An 18,777-nucleotide genomic window follows, 5' to 3' on the forward strand; every position below is an offset into this window, starting at 1 on the left:
TAAGCCCCTTGTCCTCAGGCGGAAAGCCAAGACGTCGTTGTTCGGAGTGTCCGCACGACCGATGAGGCTACACACGCATACCATCATTGCTGTCTCTGCCCTGATCGTGGCGCCGGTCTCTGCGTGGAGCGCCAAACGAACGCCCCCATCTCCGACAGTCCCCCCCAAGATCAAGGTCGTCTATCCTCTCCCCGGCCAGCAGATCGGACCGGTCGATTCGACCTTCATCCTCGGCTCGGTGACGCCGGGGGCAACACTCACAATTAACGGCGAATCGGTGGATGTATACCGGACCGGGGGATTTCTCGCCTGGCTCCCTGTGTCTCCCGGTGACTTCCGCTTTCGACTCAAGGCGAGGAATAAACGTGGGACCGACACGCTCACGGTGCCCGTTGTTATTGTCGACAACCGACCGATCCCCGTCGATTCCGGTCTGCGCATTCGCGACGGCTCGGTGCGTCCGATGTGGACCCGTACGGTGCGCCCCGGCGATGAGATCAGCGTCAGCTTCGATGGGACCGTGCGCGGCACCGCGCGCTTCCGGGTGATCTCGCCGCGGGACACGATCGGTCCGATCCCAATGACGGAACTGAGGGCGCAATCGCTTTCGGATTTCGCGACATTTCAGCGCGATGAACTGACGACTCCCGACTCGTTGCCGGTCGTGCCCCCCGCCGGCTCGGGACGGGGTCGATACCACGGGATCTGGCGGGTGCCGGTGGGACTGCCGAGCGATACGCTGCGCATGCGCGTGGAACTCGGAAGCAAGATGGGAACAACGAAACCGGTGACTGCTGAGGCACCGGGAGCACTGATCCCGGTCGAGTCAAGGCCCCCCCGGGTGGTCGAACTGATCGACAGTGTGCAGATTCTCCGCACCGGGCCGCGTCTGGGATATCTCACGATCTTCCAGCCTTATGGCGTCCGGGCACGTTGGTGGGGTGAGGCGGGACCATGGACGATCGTGCAGCCCGCGCCGGGATATGAGGCCTGGATCGAGACGGAAAAGACGCGGCTGATGCCGGAGGGGACGCCCCAACCCGGATCATTGATCACGCGCTTGAGTACGATCGCCGATTCCGCTTCGACGCTCCTCATCATCGGCACGACCGAGCGGTTGCCGTTCAAGGTTACGGTCGCCGAGGATTTGCGCAGTGTGCGCGTCGTTGTCTTTGGGGCCACCTCGAATACGGACTGGGTCGAGCCCGATCCACACGACGACATGATCGACGACGTCGTCTGGACACAGACGGTGCCGCAGGTCTACGAAGTTGAGGCGCGCCTACGGGAGCCGCTGTGGGGATATGACGCACGCTACGAAGGCGAGCGACTCGTCGTCGAATTCCGTCGCGCGCCGGCGGTCAAGTCGGGCCTCCATGGCCTGACCGTGGCGGTCGATGCGGGGCACTCAGCCGATCCCGGCGCTATTGGACCGACCGGTCTCTTGGAGAAAGACGTGAACTTGAAGTTGGCACATGTCGTCAAGACAGCGCTGGAGAAACTCGGCGCCCGCGTTGTCATGACCCGCAATGGCGATGAAGACGTTCCACTATACGACCGTCCCGCCATCGCCCGGCGCGGTGGCGCCGACATCTTCGTCTCCGTCCACAACAACGCCGTCCCCGATGGCGTCAATCCGCTCGCGCGCAATGGCACTACCACCTACTACTATCATCCGTTCTCGCGCGACCTGGCGCGCGCGGTGCACAAGCAGGTCCGTCAGGCCACGAGGCTGGACGATCTCGGCACCTCGCAGGGGAACTTCGCCGTGATCCGCCCCACGCGGTACCCGTCAGTGCTGGTTGAATGCGCGTTCATCATCATCCCCCAGCAGGAAGAAATGCTCCAGACCAGGTCGTTCATCGCTCGCACCGGCAAAGCCATCGCCGCCGGGGTGGCGGATCTTGTGCATGAGCGGCTGGGGCCGTAGCGAAAGACGGGCACGGCACGCCGTGCCCCCACCAATACCTGTCACCCCGAGCGAAGCGAGGGGTCTGCTGTTGGTCCGGCATAAAGAGAAACAGCAGATGCCTCGCTGCGTTCGGCATGACAGAATGGGGATGGTCTCCGGCACGTCGTGCATGGGCGGGGAAACCCCGCCCCTTGTATCGTTGTCACTCACCGCTTCACTGCGCCGGCGGTGAGACCGGAGATGATCTGCCGCTGGAAGAAGAGGAAGACGACGATCACCGGGAGCGTGGCCAAGGTCGCGGCGGCGAACAGGTGCGGCCGGTCGACCCCCTGATACCCACGGAACATCGCCAGCGCCACCGGCAGGGTGCGGGCACGATCTCCGGTGAGGATGAAGGGAAAGAGGAAGGCATTCCAGGTCAGCCAGAAGACCTGCACCGCCAGGACGGCCAAGGTCGGGCGGCAGATCGGCATGACGATGCGATAGACAATTCGCCAAGGCCCCGCGCCATCGAGACGCGCGGCCTCTTCGACCTCGATCGGAACGGTCGATACCGCGCCCTTGACCAGCAGGACTCCCAGCGGGTGAACGAGCAGTGGGATAGTGATCGCCCATAGTGTATCATACCAGCCGAGTCCGTGAATGAGCGCGAACAGCGGCACGATCAGAACATACTGCGGAACCATCAGCACGAGGGCGGCGGCGCCATAGAGAAGGCCGCGCCCACGGAAACGTCGTCGCGCCAGCGCGTATCCCACCGGAAAACAGAGGAGTACATTCCCCAGCGTGACAACGGCCGCGACGACCGCCGAGTTGAACAGGTAGCGCCCGAACGGCATCACGCCGAACAGATCAGCGTAGTTCGACCAGGACGGTTTCTCCGTCAACGGGTTGAACCATCCGGCATCCCAACGCGGGGAGATCGATCCGACGATCATCCAGATGAAGGGAAAGAGCACCCCCAGCAGGACAACCAACAGGGCCAGCGAGGTGATGCGGTCGGCCCGGGATCGGCGCCGTCGACGCAAGACGCTCCGCAGGGGGCTGAAAGCCCCCTGTCCGCGATTGCTCCTCGCGGCAGGTCGCCGAAATACGTCCGCCAATGTCATTCTGAGCCCCGCTGTTCGGTAGCGGGGCGAAGAATCTGCTTTCCCCACATAGTGAGAAACAGCAGATCCTTCGCTTCGCTCAGGATGACATGATCGTAGCGCACTGTCGTATACCTAATCCTCAGTAACCTGCGGGATTGCATGTTCATTCCTCGGCGCCCCGGCCAAAGGCAAAGAAGCGGAACTGGATGACGGTGACGATCGCGATCAGCGCAAAGAGCACAAATGCGGCTGCGGACGCGTACCCGAGGTCAAAACGCTCGAACCCCGCACTATAAACATGGTAGACCGCGGTGGTTGTCGCACCGAGCGGGCCGCCCCGGGTCATCACGAACATCTCGGTGAAGACTTGGAAGCTCTTGATCAGATTGATGACGAGCGCATAGAGCAAGGTCGGGCGCAGATAGGGCCAGGTGATGGCCCAGAACCGTTGCCACCCGGAGGCGCCGTGCATGAGGGCGTCATCGACGAGCTCGGCCGGGATGGTCTGCAATCCGGCGAGAAACAGAAGCGTGTAGTACCCTACCGAAACCCAGATATCCATGACCATCACCGCCGCCAGCGCCGTCTTCTCCGACAAGAGAAATCCGCGTTCCGGCACGGGAATTCCGGCCAGTTCGGCGAGTCGATAGAGATAGCCGCCCTGCGCATACAGATGGAGGAACACCAGCGCCGTGACGACCGTGGCGGTCAGCGTGGGTGCAAAGAACCCCGCACGGAATATCGCCCGTCCCCACAACCGTCGGTTGAGCGCCAGGGCCAACAGGATGGCCAATGCTGTCGTGACGGGGACAGTGCCGGCAGTGAAGATGACCGTGTGCCCGACCGCCCGCCAGAATTCCGAATTGACCAGCACGGCGGCGAAGTTCGCCACTCCGACCCAGTGCCATTGGCCGGAAAAGACATCAAACTGCGCGAAGGCCAGAGCGAGCGCATAGAGGAAGGGATAGACCCAAAAAAGTCCGAGGATCAGCACCCACGGGGAAACGAGGACCCACGCGGTGCGATCCGCATGTGCCGGAGGGTTCGGGTCGGTCAAGGTCTGCCCCGCGTCCCGATACGATCAGCGTTTCTCGTCTTCTTTCTTGCTGAGGATGGCGTTGATCTTCTCGCAGGTGGCGGCGAGAGCATCATCGACGCTGAGTTTGCCGTACAGTGCCTGTTCCACGCCCCATTCCAGCGCGGCCTCGATTTCGACCCAATGGGGATTGGCCGGCGAGGTCCTGGCCTGCCCCATTTGACGGATGAATACACTGCGGATGGAGTCGTCGGCGAAGTAGGCATTCCGGGCGACATTGATGTGCACCGGGGTGGCGCACCCGGTCGCAAGGCACAGATTGAAGATGTTCTTTTCTGACAGCAGGTGTCGGGCCAGACTGACTGCGGCGACCGGCTGCTTGGCCCGGCGCGGGATGGCGAGGTATTCGCCGCCGGCAAACGAAGTTCGTGTCCCCTGATCGGGTGCGGGGAACGGCATCATGAACGCTGAGTAGGCGACATTGGAGCCGGAGCGCTTCAGCTTCTCATACAGCCAGTCGCCGGAGAGATCGAACAGAAGCTTGCCGTTGATGAACGCCTCATCGAGGGCCGCTTGCTTCTCGACCAATTGCCCCCTACTGAGGTCGACCAGGAACTGGAGCGACCGACGTCCCGCTTCCGTCTCCAGAGCGCAGACCGATTGGTCCTCAGTCAGGATGTCGCCGCCGGCCGACCAGAGAAATGGGACGAACTTCTTGTACAGCACATGCGGTTCGGCGGCATTGATGCCGATGCCCCAGAGTCTCGGCTTCTCCGTCGTCGCGTCGCGCGTCTGCTGGAGCAACTCATCCCATGTCATCGGGGGACGCGGATTGCCACCCTGGGTCAGCTTGGCAATGTCTTGGTTGAAGTAGAGTACGCGCGTCGACAAGTACCACGGCAGCGCCCAGCAGCTATTGTCGTAGATCGCCGGAGGCCAACCGGCCAGCGAGTCGTGCCACTGCTCGCACTCGGCGGACATGTCCATCAGCGCGCCACGGGCGGCGAACTCGGCGATCCAGTCGGAACCGAGTTCCAAGAGGTCAGGGACACGATCCCCGGCAAAAGCGGCGACGATCTTCTGGTGGCCATCGCTCCAGGTCAAGTCGGTGATCTCGACTTTGTAGAGGGGATTGACCGATTCCCACTCTTCAATCGCTTTGGTGATCACCGCCTTGACGCGCGGTTCGGTCCAAAACTGCCAGAAGTGCACAACCAACCGTCCCTCGGATGTCACTTCCTGCCCGCCGCGACCACACGACAGGGTCAGACACAGGGGAATCAGGGCCAAGGCAACGGGGACGAAGAGCCGGAGCTTCGGCAGAATGCCGCCACGGGAAGTTGTCCGTTCCATGTCGCCAAACAGCCACGGTCACAAAGTGAAGTCAAGAATGAACGACTCTCGGGTTCGGAGTGCGGTCATGGCGTGCACGGTTTGTGGTCCCATGGGAGCCGGTTTTTGTCCTTGAGTCTGGCACCGGGTTGGTTATATTGGTCTTCCGTCTTGGCCTTTCGAGGCCGGAGGAGAACAGATGTCCAAGGTCTGTGCCATCACAGGGAAGAAGCCGGGATCGGGCCACACCGTGTCCCATGCCAATAAGAAGAGCAAACGCCGGTTCAATCCGAACCTGATCTCGAAGCGGGTGTGGGTCCCGGAAGAGAAGCGCTGGGTGCGCATGCGCATCTCCACCAAGGCGCTCAAGACGCTCGACAAGAAGGGTTGGGTGCGGTAAGCCCCCTCCCTGTTCGGCCTGTTGCGACCCCGCCCCTGGCGGGGTTTTTGTTCTTGGTGCCCCACCCGCAGAGTGGGATTCCAAGCGCGGGTCAGCATTGTCGACTCCCATCAGCCGCATGGTGGGTTCTTGGCACCCACCATCAGGGGGCTGAAAGCCCCCTGTCCGCGAGGATGACGGTGCGTGTAAACACGCACCCTACGAAACTGTAGGGGCCGTTCGTGAACGGCCCGTACGGGGTGCCACGCACAAACGTGTTTGTGCGTGTTGTCCCTTAATGGATGGCGTGCACGCACAAGCCCCCCGGCCTTTGGCCAGAGGGCTTGTGCATGGCACCCCTTATTCCGGACCTCGGGGAACTACAACTTGGAAACCCAATCGCGGATCTTCGTCAGCGCTTCGCGGATGTTCTCCTGGGAGTTGGCGTAGGAGAGGCGCAGATATCCCTCACCGCCGGGGCCGAAGGCGGTCCCGGCCAGTACGGCGACGCCCGCCTCTTCCAGCAACCGTGTGGCCACCTCGCGGGCGGGCATCCCCAAAGCCGTGATGTTCGGGAAGACATAGAACGCGCCGGCGGGGCACAGGCAACTGATTCCCTTGATCTCATTCAAACCGGCGACCACCAAGTCACGGCGACGGCGGAACTCTGCGCGCATATGCTCCACGGCCTCCTGTGGTCCGAACAGCGCCGGAGCGATGACCTTCTGCGAGAAGGACGCCGTACAGGAATTGCAGTTGGTCTGCAGCCGCGCCACGGCCGTCGCCAACTCGGGGCGCATGACACCCCACCCCAGCCGCCACCCGGTCATGGCGAAGGTCTTCGACATGCCATCCAGCAGAATGACATTGTCGCGTGCCTCAGGGACGGCGTGCAGGACGCTACGGAAGCGGCCTTCATAGAGGATCCGGGAGTAGATTTCGTCGGCCAGGATGTAGAGGTCCCGTTCGACCGCCAGCCGCCCGACGATTTCCAGGTCGCGCGGCGTGAGAACCCCTCCAGTCGGATTGTGCGGTGAGTTGATGATGATCAACTTCGTACGCTCCGTGACCGCGGCCGTCACCTCCTCGACGTCCATGCGGAAGTCGTTCTCCTCCCGGAGGGTGATCGGAACCGGACGCGCGCCGACATAGCGTATGACCGAATCGTAGATGGGGAAGCCCGGGTCGGGGTAGATCACCTCATCGCCCTCGTCGACCAAGGCGAAGATCGTGAAGAACATGATCGGCTTGGCCCCGGGGGTGACGACCACGCACTCGGGCGTGTACTCCACCCCGCGACTTTCGGTGGCATAGCGCGCAATCGCCGAGCGCGTTTCCGGCAGCCCCGCCGCCGGACCGTAGTGCGTGAAGCCGTCACGCAGCGCCTTGATTCCCTCTTCGATGATGTGCGCCGGCGTATCGAAGTCGGGCTCGCCGATTTCCAGATGGATGACGCGACGGCCCTGGCTCTCCAGATGCCGGGCGCGCGCCAGAACCTCGAACGCCGTCTCCGTGCCGAGGTTCGCCATCCGTCCGGCGAACCGCACGCCCTTGGACTGTTCCGTCATCAACATGGCCCGCTGCCTTTCCGATCAATCCACACAGAACATCGGTGCGCAAGGGGCTCAAGCCCCTTGTCTATCCGGTTTTGCTGCTCCGTCCAAGTTAGTGTCGTACGCTCTCCCACAGTCTATTCAGTTCTCCAACACCCGCGCCGTCTTGCGCCGCATGACCCGCTCGACCGCGGCGACAATGTCGCGCGCCTTCAAACCGAAGGCCGTCATCAACTCGTCGGGCGTGCCTGACTGCCCGAACCGGTCGTCGACGGCGACAAACTCCATTGGCACGGGACAGTGACGGACCACGACCTCCGCGACGGCACTGCCGAGGCCGCCGTGGATCTGATGCTCCTCGGCGGTCACGATGGCACCACATTCGTCGGCGGCCGCAATCAACAGCATCCGGTCGATCGGTTTGATCGTGTGCAGATTGATCACGCGCGCATCGATCCCGCGGGCCGCCAGCGTTTCGGTCGCCACGAGGGCCTCACTGACCATGACGCCACAGGCGACAATCGCGACATCTCCGCCGGAGCGCATCACCAGTCCCTTGCCGAACTCAAAAGGGGTCTCCGGTGTCGTGACCACGGGGACGTTTTCCCGGCCGAAGCGAATGTATACCGGACCCCAGATGTCGGCCGCCGCCAGCGTGGCCTTGCGCGTCTCGTGGAAGTCGCACGGCACAATCACCTTCATGTTGGGCATCGAACGCAGAATCGCGATCTCCTCCATCGCCTGATGCGTCGCGCCGTCGGGGCCGACCGAAATCCCACCGTGCGCGCCGCCGATCTTCACGTTCAGATCGGAATAGCACACCGTGACACGGATCTGATCCAGACAACGGCAGGTGGCAAAAGCGCCATAGGTGGACAAGAACGGGATCTTCCCCACCAGCGACAAACCGGCGGCCGCCGTCATCATGTTCTGCTCGGCCACGCCCATCTCGATGAAGCGATCCGGGAACTCTTCCGCGAAGAAGCTGACCATCGTGGAGTCGGTGAGGTCGCCGACCAGCACGACGACATCGGGGTTGACGCGTCCCAATTCCGCGAGCGCGCGACCGAAGCCCTCTCGTGTCTTCTTCATCTCCGGCATCGTCCGCTCTCCGTTGTCACTCAAGCGGTCAGCAACCGCGATGTCCACTCGGCCAGAGTCGATCCCAATTCCGTCATCGCCTTCTCACCCTGTTCCGGCGTGGGCGGCTTGCCATGCCACTCTGATCGATCGCGCATGAAGGAGATCGGTTGCCCCATGACGGTCCGCGCCAGGATGACCGTGGGCGACCCCTTGTGCGCGCGGGCCTCATCCAGGGCGGCGAGGACAGCGGCGATGTCGTGCCCGTCGACCTCCAACACATGCCAGCGGAAGGCGCGGTACTTGTCGCCGAGGGGGGCCAGTCCCATCACGTCTTCCACGCAGCCGTCGATCTGGATGTTGTTGTAGTCGATAATCGCACAGAGGTTGTCTAGCTTGTAGTGTCCGGCGGCCATCGCCGCCTCCCATGTCGAGCCCTCCTGCTGCTCACCATCGGAGAGCAGCGCGTAGACCCGCCGCGGGTGACCGTCCATCCGCGAACCATGGGCGGCGCCGAAGGCGATCGACAACCCCTGCCCCAGCGAGCCCGATGAGACCTCGACGCCCGGTGTGTCCAGCGATGAGGGATGGCCCTGCAGGTGCCCGTCGAGCTTGCGGAACTTGAGCAGATCACGGCGCGGGAAGAAACCCGCCTCAGCCAGACACGAGTAGTGGATCGGGGTCATATGCCCCATGGAGAAGAACCACATGTCGCGGTCGGGCCACTTCGGCCGGGCCGGATCATACACGAACTCATGAAAGAACAGCGTCGTGGCGACATCGGCGAATCCCATCGGGCCGCCGGTGTGTCCCGACTTGGCCTCGACCAGCATCGTGATGATGTCGCGACGGATCTCCAGGGCCTTGCGCGTCAAGGCATCCGGCTCAAGACGATGGGGATTCTGACGGGTCATGGGCGTCATGACTCGGGGTCTCAGAGGGTCGACCGTCGGTGGTCGATCCGCTCACAGTCTGTTAAGGTACTATCTTTTCCCAGCAAAGTCGCGCCCGACGGCGGAGCAGCGCGCGTGATCCGTCGTTTTTGACAACACAGTCACAGAGGGCACGACGCTGTCGCCACGCCAGTTGGCGACGAGAGCGCAGGCGGATCTGATGGTCGTCCCAGCCGCGTCGCTTCAGTCGATCATGGCGCAGGGCCAGAGGCGCCCAAACGCCAATCAGCTTGTCCCATGCAACCCGCTCCCGCCCCCATTCCGGGAGCAGGGCCGCATCGATGACGACCGCTTTCGTCTCAGGTCGGCCGGCCGCCAGACGGATCTGCCGTGCCAGTTCCCGCAACAGAAGGGGATGCACCAGAGCATTGAGTCGGCATGTCCCCTCGGCCGTGGCAAAGGCCCGTTGAGCCAGTCTCGTGCGATCAATCTGCCCTCGGCGGAGGACATCTGTCCCAAAGACATCGACCAGTCGCCGTCGCAGGCGGGCAGAGCGGGCGATCACCTCGTGACCGAGGCGGTCGCCGGAGATGACAACTCCGCCCCACGCGGCGAACAAACCGGCCACGACGGATTTTCCCGCGCCAATCTGTCCGGTAATGCCGATCACGGGGATGTGTCGGCGACATCGGTTTGAGACTCCCATCTGTCCGTCATCGGCGCGGCCAAGGCAGCGGCCGCGCGGTCATGCGACCATCGGCGAGAGACACTGTCAGATCGCCGAGAGAGACATCTTGCCCCGGTCGCAGGCGGAACACAGGCATGGCTCGTGACAATGTCACTCCAAGACGGCTGACATCTGCCGCGACCGACAATTCGTCGAGATCGGCACAGTACCCGCCGGGCACAAACCGCAAGAAGACGCCGGGTTTGCTGTAGCCGCCAAGAATGACTGCCGGCCGGCGAATCGGCGCAACATCGTCATGGAATTCCGTCCAGACCCCAAGGTTGAACTGAAACCGGCCGCCGCCGGCAAGCACCCAGCCCTGATCGGGCACCTCGTCCCGACCGCCGAAGACGAGCACACCGGCATGCGGAACGCCCGCCAAGTCCAAGATGGCCGACATGGCGGTCCCTTGCGAGAGGCCGGAACCCGCCCTTGTTCGCACCATGTCATCGAAGACGCTTTCCAGCAACCCATACGACCACAGAACCCCCCACGCCTCATAGTCCGGCAGTCCTGTTTCTGTCAATCCGATCTGTCGTCCACACAGCGCCATGTACTGTCTCTGCACGGCGGGAAGCGACACAGACAGGGAATCGGGACGGATCATGGCGGCCATCTGGGCCGTGGGCGGACTGAGGCGATCGGCCCAGAAGTTCGCCTCCTGGACAATACTCGCGGCGCCATCGAGCGCAGTGGAATCACTCTTCCCCAGATAGTCTATCCATGCGGCACGGGCACGAGGTTCATTGATATCGACCAATCCGGCGGCGACAAGGACCGCCAGACGAAGTGCTGATTCACTCCGCAATGCCGCCGCCTCAAGCAAACGCGCCATTCGCGACGAATCGGGCGGGAGACCATTGGGAGAGGTCGCCGGTCCCAAGCGTCTCACCAGACGCGCCAGTGCCGAATCGCGCGGACGGTCATCCCGACCGAACAGCGGATAGTAGACTCGACGCTCATTGAACACGAGCACCGGACGGATGGACTCTGGTTTCTCAATAGGCCGCTCGGCGACACCTCCGTCGTACAACACAGAGTCAAAAGCCAGGTATCCGTGACCGGTGACGTCGACAATCACATAGAGCCCGCGCTCCTCACGCCCTGCTCTGCGTACTCGCGTGTAATGCATCGCGGCCGCCTCGGCCGACGAGAAGCTGTGGGACGCGGCGCGCAGCAGCACAACCGATGACGGTAGTCTCCGGTCCAGCCATGAGACACGGACGGCGCTGTCCGGCATGTCCCGATCGGAAACGCTGTCGGGATCACACCGCCATTCCCCCCAGTCAAACGACGGCCCCCGCAGCTCATGACGCGCCATGCGCAGGTGCAGCTTCAGATCACGCGCGTCGCCGCTAACGAACGCCGTCCGCCCGCCCGGGAGACTCTCGATCACTTCCGAAAGCAGCAAGTCGGCCTGTAGATACACCTCAGGGTGAGGGACCGCCAGCGAGCGATAGGCATAGAAAGAGTATGGGATGGCACGAACCGACCCCGACCAAGCCAAGGATGAATCCCAGGCAGCCCAGTGCAACGAATCGGACGATGTGGCACCGACGGCACTCTGCAGCAAGCAGGTCGACAATGCCAGGGCGATGACAAACACATGAGGGCCTGAACGCAACACACTTGGAGTGTCGAACAAGTCGGTAATCATTGCCAACCGCCTATGTGCCGTGGGCCATGCGACGCGGTTTTCGAAGCGGCACAATCCCTCACCCCGACCCTCTCCCGGAGGGAGAGGGGGAATGATAACCTCTCCCTCCGGGAGAGGTCGATCCGTCCGGAGGACGGATCGGGTGAGGGAGCTCTTCCACCCATTCATCGTGTTAGATACCCCTATTTCGCCTCCAACCAGTTCGGCCCCGAGCCGATGTCCACGACCAACGGGACATCGAGTCGCACGACATTCTCCATCGCCTCTTTGACCATCGCCTTCAGCCAATCGACTTCCGTATGGTGCGCATCAAACACCAGTTCATCATGGACCTGCAGGGTCATGACCGATCGCTTTCCTTCCTGGTGCAGCCGGCGGTCGATCGTGATCATGGCCTTCTTGATGATGTCGGCCGCCGTCCCCTGCATCGGCGTGTTCACCGCCGTGCGCTCGGCGAATTCCCGGCGCGGCCGATTGGGCGACTTCAGATCAGGCAGGAATCGGCGTCGGCCGAACAGAGTGCGGACCACCCCCTCGCGCCGCGCCCGCGCGATCGTGTCATCAATGAAGCTCCGGACCCCCGGATAGCGACGGAAATAGGTGTCGATGAACTTCTTCGCTTCGCCGACGCTCATCTCCGACTGCTGCGACAGACCGTAGGCCGATACACCGTAGATGATCCCGAAGTTGGCAGTCTTGGCCAGACGGCGTTGCTCGGGGGTCACCGCGCTTTCGGGGATGCCGAAGATCTCGGCCGCGGTACGGGCGTGCACATCGGCGGCATCGCGAAACGCCGCCACCAGCGCCGGATCGCGCGAGAAGTGCGCCATCAGCCGCAACTCGATCTGCGAGTAATCGGCGACGACCAATTGATGGCCGGAGTCGCGCGCCACGAAGGCCCGCCGGATGCGTCGCCCCTCCTCGGTGCGGACCGGGATGTTTTGCAGGTTGGGATCGGTCGACGACAGCCGACCGGTGGCGGCCACCGTCTGCTGAAACGACGTGTGTACACGCCCCGTGCGCGGATGCGTCAACTCGACCAGGGCATCGACATAGGTCGACTTCAGCTTGGCCAATTGCCGGTATTCCAGCATCAGCCGCGGCAGGTCATGCTCGGCGGCGAGCTTCTCCAGCACGCCGACGTCGGTGGCGCGCTGCGCGGTCTTGGCCGTCTTCCGGGTCGAGGCCAGCCTGAGCACGTCGAAGAGGATGTGCGCCAGTTGCGCCGGCGAGTTGAGGTTGAACTCCTCTCCCGCCGCCTCGTAGATGCGCTCGACGAGGACGCTGATCTGCCCTTCCATCTCCCGCGACAGCGCCTTCAGATAGGGGCAATCGACCTTCACGCCCGCCTGCTCCATGCGTCCCAGCACCGGCGCCAGCGGCAGTTCGATGTTGTTCAAGAGATCGGCCACGCCCGCGGGCGCAAGCTTCGGCGCCAGAATCGTGCGCAGACGGAACGTGTAGTCGGCATCCTCCGCCGAGTAGTAGGTGGCCTGGTCGACCGGCACAGCGCGGAAGCTCTTCTGCTTGGCGCCGGTGCCGATCAAATCGGTGATCGGCTGCATGGCATGGCCGCAGTGCTCTTGCACCAAGACATCCAACCCGTGCGCCCGCGCACCGGGATCGAGACAGTAAGAGGCCAACAACGGGTCGAAGCCGACGCCGCCCAACTCGATCCCGTAACGCGCAAACACTTGTCCGTCATACTTGACGTTCTGCAAGATCAGTTGCGGCCGCTGCGCCGTCAGAATAGGACGGAGCAGATCGAGCACTTCGTCCAAAGGCAGGTTGGCATCCTTGTCGTCATGTCCGACAGGGATGTAGTAGGCCTCACCGAAAGTGAACGAGAAGGAGATGCCGACCAACTCGGCGTCCACGACGGACAGGGATGTTGTCTCCGTGTCCACGGCGACCCATTCGGCGGCGGCCATGGCGGCAACCAATTTCGAGAGCTCCGCCAGCGATCGCACCTGTTTGTAGACGCCCGCGCGACCGACATCGGCCACCGCTGAGTCCGTCACCGCCGCCTGGGGTCCGAGGCCGAACGTGGCGGCCGACAAATCCGGTCCGAGCGAACGGATCAGCGATTTGAATCCCAACTCCGCAAAGTACCGCGCCGCCGCCCGTTCATCGAGCGTTCCGGCCTGCCACAGCGACGGCTCCCATGCCACCGGGCAGTCGGTGTGCAGCGTCACGAGACGCAGCGACAACCGTGCGTCGGCGGCGTGACTCAGCAGCTTCTCCCGGAGAGCCGGTCGCTTGACCGAGGTGGCAGCCGCCAAGGTGGACTCGAGGTCGCCGTAGGTCGTGATCAAGTCCACGGCGGTCTTCGGCCCGATCCCCGGCACGCCGGGAACGTTGTCCGAGGTGTCTCCCATCAGGGCCAAGACGTCACGCACGCGATCCGGAGCGACGCCGAATTTCTCTTTGACCCCCGCCGGATCGAGCCACTCGACCTCCGCGCCCCCCTTGTGCGGGTTGTAGATCGACACGCGATCGGTGACCAACTGCATCAGGTCCTTGTCGCCGGAAACGATCACAACGTCCAGGTCGTTCTCGACGGCGCGTTGCGTCAGCGTTGCAATCAGATCATCGGCCTCATACCCGGCCATTTCGACCAATGGACATCCCAGGGCGCCGGCCATCTCCTTGACACGCGGCATCTGCTCGATCAACTCATCGGGCGTGGCCTGCCGTGTCGCCTTGTACTCGGCGAACATGGCGTCGCGGAACGTCGGCTCGGGTCGATCAAAGGCAAAGACCCAATAATCGGGATGCTCCTCCCGACGGATCTTCAAGAGGGAGTTGGCGACCCCGTAGACGGCGGACGTATTCTCACCGCGGGCATTGCGCAGCGGACTGCGAATGAAGGCGTAGAAAGCCCGATAAGCCAGCGCCGTGCCGTCGATCAGGAAGATGCGCGGTCGTGTCGGTGTCATGTGGAATCCGAACGGGCACGGTAGGGGCACGGCGTGCCGTGCCCGCCTTCCGAATGCAGGGGGGCCTTACTCCAGGGTGCCATCAATGCCAGCCCACATGACTGTCCCGACAGGGAGAACCAGCAGATCCCTCGCTTCGCTCGGGATGACCATCATGGCATTGGATCGCGCTGTTGCATTTAACAGCAACGTGCCGGTGTGAGAGCCATCAACTCACCGCTCGCATCTTTGCGCGCATCGACTCCGCGTTCACAAAGCCGAAGATGACATCGGCGACTTCGCCATGGGAATCGATCAGGATGATCGTCGGCAGGGAGTACTGCCGGATGGCGAAGCGGTCCAAGAACTCCCGCGTCTGAGGCGCTGAGCTTGTTTCCAGTTGCAGCTTGACCGGCACGAAACGCGTGGCCTCGGTTGCCACGCCGTCATCGGACCAGGTTACCTCGTCCAGCTTGTAGCAATTGGCGCACCATGTCGCCCAGGTGTCGATCAGAACCGGTCGTCCTTCCTGTTGCGCCTGTCCCAGAGCGGCATCCAAGTCTGTCAGCCAAGGGATCTTGTCGTGGGATGGTGCGGCACCCGCTCCCAACCCGGACAATTGAACTGATGGCCAGACAAGACCTGAGGAGATGAGGTATCCGCCCAGCAGGTAGATCGCGAGGACCAGGCACAGAATGCCGAAGGCCTTCTTGAGCCGCGCGAAGAATCGGGACTCTGCGGTCAACCGGTCCAGCCCGCCGCCAAAGACGGCCGCCGCCAGAAACAGCAACCCGGCCAGCAATGCGGTCAACGATGTCGGGATCAGCGTGCGCAGGAAGTAGAGCGCCATCAGAAGCAGGACAAACCCAAAGAACTTCTTCACCGATTCCATCCACTCGCCGGCGCGGGGCAGCGATTGGATCGCCGAAGAGAAAGTCCCGATCAGGACGAACAGCGTACCGAGCCCCAACGCGAACGTGAACAACACGGAGAATCCCAGCAAGGCCGACCCGGCAGTGGCCACATACAACATGATCCCCGCCACGAACGGCCCCACGCACGGCGACACGACCAGCGCGGCGACCGCGCCCAACACGATCGCGCCGCCGATTCCTTCGCCGCCGCGCCCGGCCATGCGGTTGCGGAATCGCTCGGGGATTTGCAGCTCATAGAGCCCGAACATCGACAGCGCGAAGACCACGAAGATGGCCACGATCGCACCGACGACCACCGGGTGCGCCAACCAGGCGCCGAAGACGCCGCCCACGCTGGCGACCACGGTGCCCATGATCCCATAGAGCACCGCCATCGTCAGGACATAGACCAGCGACAGAACAAACCCACGTCCGGCGCCCCGTGCCTGACCGGCAAAGATTGACACGGTGATCGGAATCATCGGGTAGGTGCAGGGAGAAAACGACAACAAGAGACCGGTCCCAAAGGCCAACAGGAAGGTCAGGACGTACCCCCAGGCGCCATGCTCGGCGATTAATCGCTCCAGATCGGAATGCGGGGCACCGGCCCCGCTCTTCGGCTTCAGTGACCAAGTCGACACCGACGGGGCCTGCGATGCCACGATCGACGCGAAGAGGTCGGCATGCCTGTCGGAGCCGCGCTGTGATGCAATCGTGATCTTCCAGGACAGCTCGGCATCATCCGGAGCGACGCACGACTTGTCATCGCACCCTTGATAGTGAAGCGTCCCGGTCAACTCGATCGGCCCCGACGGGGCATCCGACCCGGCCACGACCGAGGCGAATACGACCGTCCCGCTTTCGTAGACCGACATCGAGTCCCCAAGCAGCAACACCGTCTCTCCCGGAGGATAGACAATCCTGCCCGTCGTCCACGATGCCGGCGTTTCCAATTCCAGACGCGTCGGAATGAGGTAATCCTGCAGCGGCTGCGCCGAGTTGACATGCCATTCCGGGGCCAATTCCAATCGTGCGGCCAGCCAGAGAGTATCGCCGGGGGCGACGGTATCCGCGGAAGCCAGCGGCTCGACCGTCAGAATGGCGCTCCGACCACCTTCCTCGCCGAACAGATTGGTCGGCAGCCCGGCGACCGCCAGCCCCGGCATACACAAGACCTGGGTCGCGGCGAGGATTGCGAACAGGCACAGGAACCTGGCGGACCGCATGGGACCGTACATTGTCTGACTCATCATCATCGTGATACCATTCATCGCCGGACAGGTTGCCGCAATATGCGGGGTTGGGCCGGCCCCTGCCAAGCACCCATTGCCACATCCTCCCCGACGGAAAGACAAAGGGCGAGGAAACCTCGGCCCTACATGTGACCGCGCAACTCTGTAGGTCTCCCCGCCCCTATCCCCTCGCATGGACAATGGACAAAGGGCTGCAGCCCACTACGGCGTTACGGAACAGGGTCGGGGTTGGCTTATTTCCCCTGCGATTCGGTGGAGAGCCGACGCGAGGCGCGTTCGAGAGTCGCCTTCTCCTCGTCCGTCAGGTGGTCGTAGCCGACCTCGTTGATCCGATCAAGAACCCGATCCACCGCATCCATCAGTTCACGGTGTTCGTCCCACTTGCGGCGGAGTTGACCGGCCTTGCGCTTGGCCCGCCACCGTCCCAGCCAGGCCAAGGGGCGCGGAAAGCTCCAGCGGGGATTGCGGAACCGGAGGTAGAGGAAACCCACAGCCAGGCCGCCGAGATGCGTGAAATGGCCGATCCCGCTGGTCGTCTGATTGATCGAAGCCAGAAGTTCGAGGGCGCCGAACATGATCACGACGTACTTCGCCTTGATCGGCAGGACGAACCAGAGGTAGATGTGGCGATCCGGGTAGGTCATTCCGAATGCGAGGAGAATCCCGAAGATCGCCCCCGAGGCTCCAATTGTCGGGATCGACTGCCCCCAGAGAACCAGCCATGTCACCACGCCGGCACCGACGCCGCAGACCAGATAGAACTTCAGGAAGAACCGGCTCCCCCAATCGCGCTCGAGCTCCCGTCCAAACATCCACAGGGCAAACATGTTGAACACCAGGTGCAGGAGCCCGGCGTGCAGAAACATGTAGGTGAACAACTGCCAGATCGCGCCGCGCGATACCTGAAGAGGCGACAGGCCGCCATAGCGGACCAGCATGCTGCCGAAGAACTGCTGTAGAACGAAGACGGCAACGTTGGCAATCAGAAGCCCCTTGACCGCCGGAGGCATGGCATCGCCCCCCCAGCGACCACCGGCATCGGAACCCCATGATCGGTTGAATCCAGGCATACCTACCGTTGTATCAGGCCGTCCCCGCTATGCCTTATCGGCGTTGATCGCCGTGGCGTCCACCACTGATACGTTGTGGCAGTGCACTGCGCATGGCTCTGATCCGCGCCACTGCTGTGCCACGGGTCTTCAGACCCGTGTCTCTTGGCCTTCCCCGCTGGGAGTTCACGGGTCTAAAGACCCTGTTGAAAAAGCACCTCTGTGCGGTCGGGTGCCCACACCCGACCGTGATGTGGCGAGGACTTGCGCCGGGTGTGGGCACCCGGCGCCACGCGGAAATGGGGTCTTTCAACACGCCCTAAAGACCCGTGGCACGAAACATCCGTGTTTCTTTCAAGGTCATGAAACCGATCGGAGCCGAGAATGGCAAACAAGGGGCTTCAGCCCCTTGCCAGGCACACCAATGGGGCCGACCCGAACGGACCAGATCGACCCCACAGATCCAAAGATCCCAATCCCGACCGCAATCAGTCCAGTATCGACTCGATCTTGCTGACCAGACTCTGTTTGGGAACCGCGCCGATCACCTGATCGACTTTCTGGCCACCCTTGAACAACAGCAAGCTCGGGATGCTCATGATGCGAAACTGGCCGGCGATGGCATTGTTGCGATCGACGTCGATCTTCGCGACTTTGAGCCGCCCCTCATAGTCTTGCGCCAACTCGGCCACGACCGGGGCGATCATCTTGCACGGACCGCACCACTCCGCCCAGAAGTCCACCAGCACCGGGACTGTTGAATCCAGCACTTCGCTCTTGAATGTGGCATCGGTAACCTCGACCGGTTTCGTCATCACTCCTCCATTTCGGATATTACGATCAGTACAACACTCACGCTCGGGACGGTTCACGCTACCGGAGACGACAGTACAGGCGACCGCAGAACAAGTCAATCACTGTTTCCCCGCCGTCACGAACAGGAAACGCCGTAATCCCGTCCGGGTTCCCGCCGGGTGGAATGA

The 18,777-nt window shown here is 62.8% G+C and carries 14 protein-coding genes; 2 read left to right on the top strand and 12 right to left on the bottom strand.

Annotated elements, in window-relative coordinates; translation table 11 throughout:
• Window positions 1–1,930: N-acetylmuramoyl-L-alanine amidase (locus tag AB1792_11505; GenBank protein MEW5702837.1), on the top strand; the 1,930-nt coding region annotated here is incomplete at its 5' end.
• Between the two features lie 188 nt (window positions 1,931–2,118).
• On the opposite strand, the gene AB1792_11510 is transcribed toward AB1792_11505, so the two are convergent.
• The 3 genes from AB1792_11510 to AB1792_11520 all read right to left on the bottom strand — a co-directional run bounded on the left by AB1792_11510 (window position 2,119) and on the right by AB1792_11520 (window position 5,392).
• Window positions 2,119–2,940 (bottom strand): carbohydrate ABC transporter permease, encoded by an 822-nt coding sequence (locus AB1792_11510; GenBank protein ID MEW5702838.1) that lies wholly within the window; start codon window positions 2,938–2,940, stop codon window positions 2,119–2,121.
• Between the two features lie 226 nt (window positions 2,941–3,166).
• Window positions 3,167–4,060, bottom strand: a complete 894-nt coding sequence (locus AB1792_11515; GenBank protein ID MEW5702839.1) for a sugar ABC transporter permease — start codon at window positions 4,058–4,060, stop codon at window positions 3,167–3,169.
• Between the two features lie 24 nt (window positions 4,061–4,084).
• Window positions 4,085–5,392 (bottom strand): extracellular solute-binding protein, encoded by a 1,308-nt coding sequence (locus AB1792_11520; protein MEW5702840.1) that lies wholly within the window; start codon window positions 5,390–5,392, stop codon window positions 4,085–4,087.
• 178 nt (window positions 5,393–5,570) lie between these two features.
• Here AB1792_11520 and rpmB point away from each other — a divergent pair, with 178 nt between their 5' ends.
• Window positions 5,571–5,771 (top strand): 50S ribosomal protein L28, encoded by a 201-nt coding sequence (rpmB, locus tag AB1792_11525; protein MEW5702841.1) that lies wholly within the window; start codon window positions 5,571–5,573, stop codon window positions 5,769–5,771.
• 359 nt (window positions 5,772–6,130) lie between these two features.
• On the opposite strand, the gene AB1792_11530 is transcribed toward rpmB, so the two are convergent.
• From AB1792_11530 to trxA, 9 genes are all read right to left on the bottom strand, one after another.
• On the bottom strand, window positions 6,131–7,324 hold the full coding sequence (locus AB1792_11530; protein MEW5702842.1) for a pyridoxal phosphate-dependent aminotransferase: 1,194 nt from the start codon (window positions 7,322–7,324) through the stop codon (window positions 6,131–6,133).
• 120 nt (window positions 7,325–7,444) lie between these two features.
• The gene (locus tag AB1792_11535; protein MEW5702843.1) at window positions 7,445–8,395 is read right to left on the bottom strand and encodes a transketolase family protein; all 951 of its coding nucleotides are present in this window, start codon (window positions 8,393–8,395) and stop codon (window positions 7,445–7,447) included.
• Between the two features lie 29 nt (window positions 8,396–8,424).
• Window positions 8,425–9,306: a transketolase gene (locus tag AB1792_11540; GenBank protein MEW5702844.1), complete on the bottom strand. Its 882-nt coding sequence runs from the start codon at window positions 9,304–9,306 to the stop codon at window positions 8,425–8,427.
• Window positions 9,307–9,358: 52 nt separating this feature from the next.
• A complete protein-coding gene (gene coaE, locus AB1792_11545) occupies window positions 9,359–9,982 on the bottom strand; it encodes a dephospho-CoA kinase (protein ID MEW5702845.1) in 624 nt (207 codons plus the stop codon).
• Window positions 9,983–9,989: 7 nt separating this feature from the next.
• Window positions 9,990–11,609 (bottom strand): hypothetical protein, encoded by a 1,620-nt coding sequence (locus AB1792_11550; GenBank protein MEW5702846.1) that lies wholly within the window; start codon window positions 11,607–11,609, stop codon window positions 9,990–9,992.
• A gap of 233 nt (window positions 11,610–11,842) precedes the next feature.
• Window positions 11,843–14,599 carry a DNA polymerase I gene (gene polA, locus AB1792_11555; GenBank protein MEW5702847.1) on the bottom strand — a complete coding sequence of 919 codons (2,757 nt, stop codon included), beginning with the start codon at window positions 14,597–14,599 and terminating at the stop codon, window positions 11,843–11,845.
• Between the two features lie 208 nt (window positions 14,600–14,807).
• Window positions 14,808–16,730: a cytochrome c biogenesis protein CcdA gene (locus AB1792_11560; GenBank protein ID MEW5702848.1), complete on the bottom strand. Its 1,923-nt coding sequence runs from the start codon at window positions 16,728–16,730 to the stop codon at window positions 14,808–14,810.
• A gap of 248 nt (window positions 16,731–16,978) precedes the next feature.
• The gene (locus AB1792_11565) at window positions 16,979–17,815 is read right to left on the bottom strand and encodes a rhomboid family intramembrane serine protease (protein ID MEW5702849.1); all 837 of its coding nucleotides are present in this window, start codon (window positions 17,813–17,815) and stop codon (window positions 16,979–16,981) included.
• A gap of 467 nt (window positions 17,816–18,282) precedes the next feature.
• Entirely contained in the window at window positions 18,283–18,609 is a 327-nt protein-coding gene (gene trxA / locus AB1792_11570) for a thioredoxin (GenBank protein ID MEW5702850.1), read from the bottom strand.
• Window positions 18,610–18,777 lie beyond the last annotated feature (168 nt).

It is taken from the genome of Candidatus Zixiibacteriota bacterium, from assembly GCA_040752595.1.
Classification (GTDB): Bacteria; Zixibacteria; MSB-5A5; order WJJR01; family WJJR01; genus JACQFV01.

Excerpts from the sequence above, each read along its gene's own strand:
- AB1792_11520 (MEW5702840.1), bottom strand. The coding sequence starts at position 5,392 with ATGGAACGGACAACTTCCCGTGGCGGCATTCTGCCGAAGCTCCGGCTC.
- rpmB (MEW5702841.1), top strand. The coding sequence starts at position 5,571 with ATGTCCAAGGTCTGTGCCATCACAGGGAAGAAGCCGGGATCGGGCCAC.
- AB1792_11530 (MEW5702842.1), bottom strand. The coding sequence starts at position 7,324 with ATGTTGATGACGGAACAGTCCAAGGGCGTGCGGTTCGCCGGACGGATG.
- AB1792_11535 (MEW5702843.1), bottom strand. The coding sequence starts at position 8,395 with ATGAAGAAGACACGAGAGGGCTTCGGTCGCGCGCTCGCGGAATTGGGA.
- AB1792_11540 (MEW5702844.1), bottom strand. The coding sequence starts at position 9,306 with ATGACGCCCATGACCCGTCAGAATCCCCATCGTCTTGAGCCGGATGCC.
- coaE (MEW5702845.1), bottom strand. The coding sequence starts at position 9,982 with ATGGGAGTCTCAAACCGATGTCGCCGACACATCCCCGTGATCGGCATT.
- polA (MEW5702847.1), bottom strand. The coding sequence starts at position 14,599 with ATGACACCGACACGACCGCGCATCTTCCTGATCGACGGCACGGCGCTG.
- AB1792_11560 (MEW5702848.1), bottom strand. The coding sequence starts at position 16,730 with ATGTACGGTCCCATGCGGTCCGCCAGGTTCCTGTGCCTGTTCGCAATC.
- AB1792_11565 (MEW5702849.1), bottom strand. The coding sequence starts at position 17,815 with ATGCCTGGATTCAACCGATCATGGGGTTCCGATGCCGGTGGTCGCTGG.
- trxA (MEW5702850.1), bottom strand. The coding sequence starts at position 18,609 with ATGACGAAACCGGTCGAGGTTACCGATGCCACATTCAAGAGCGAAGTG.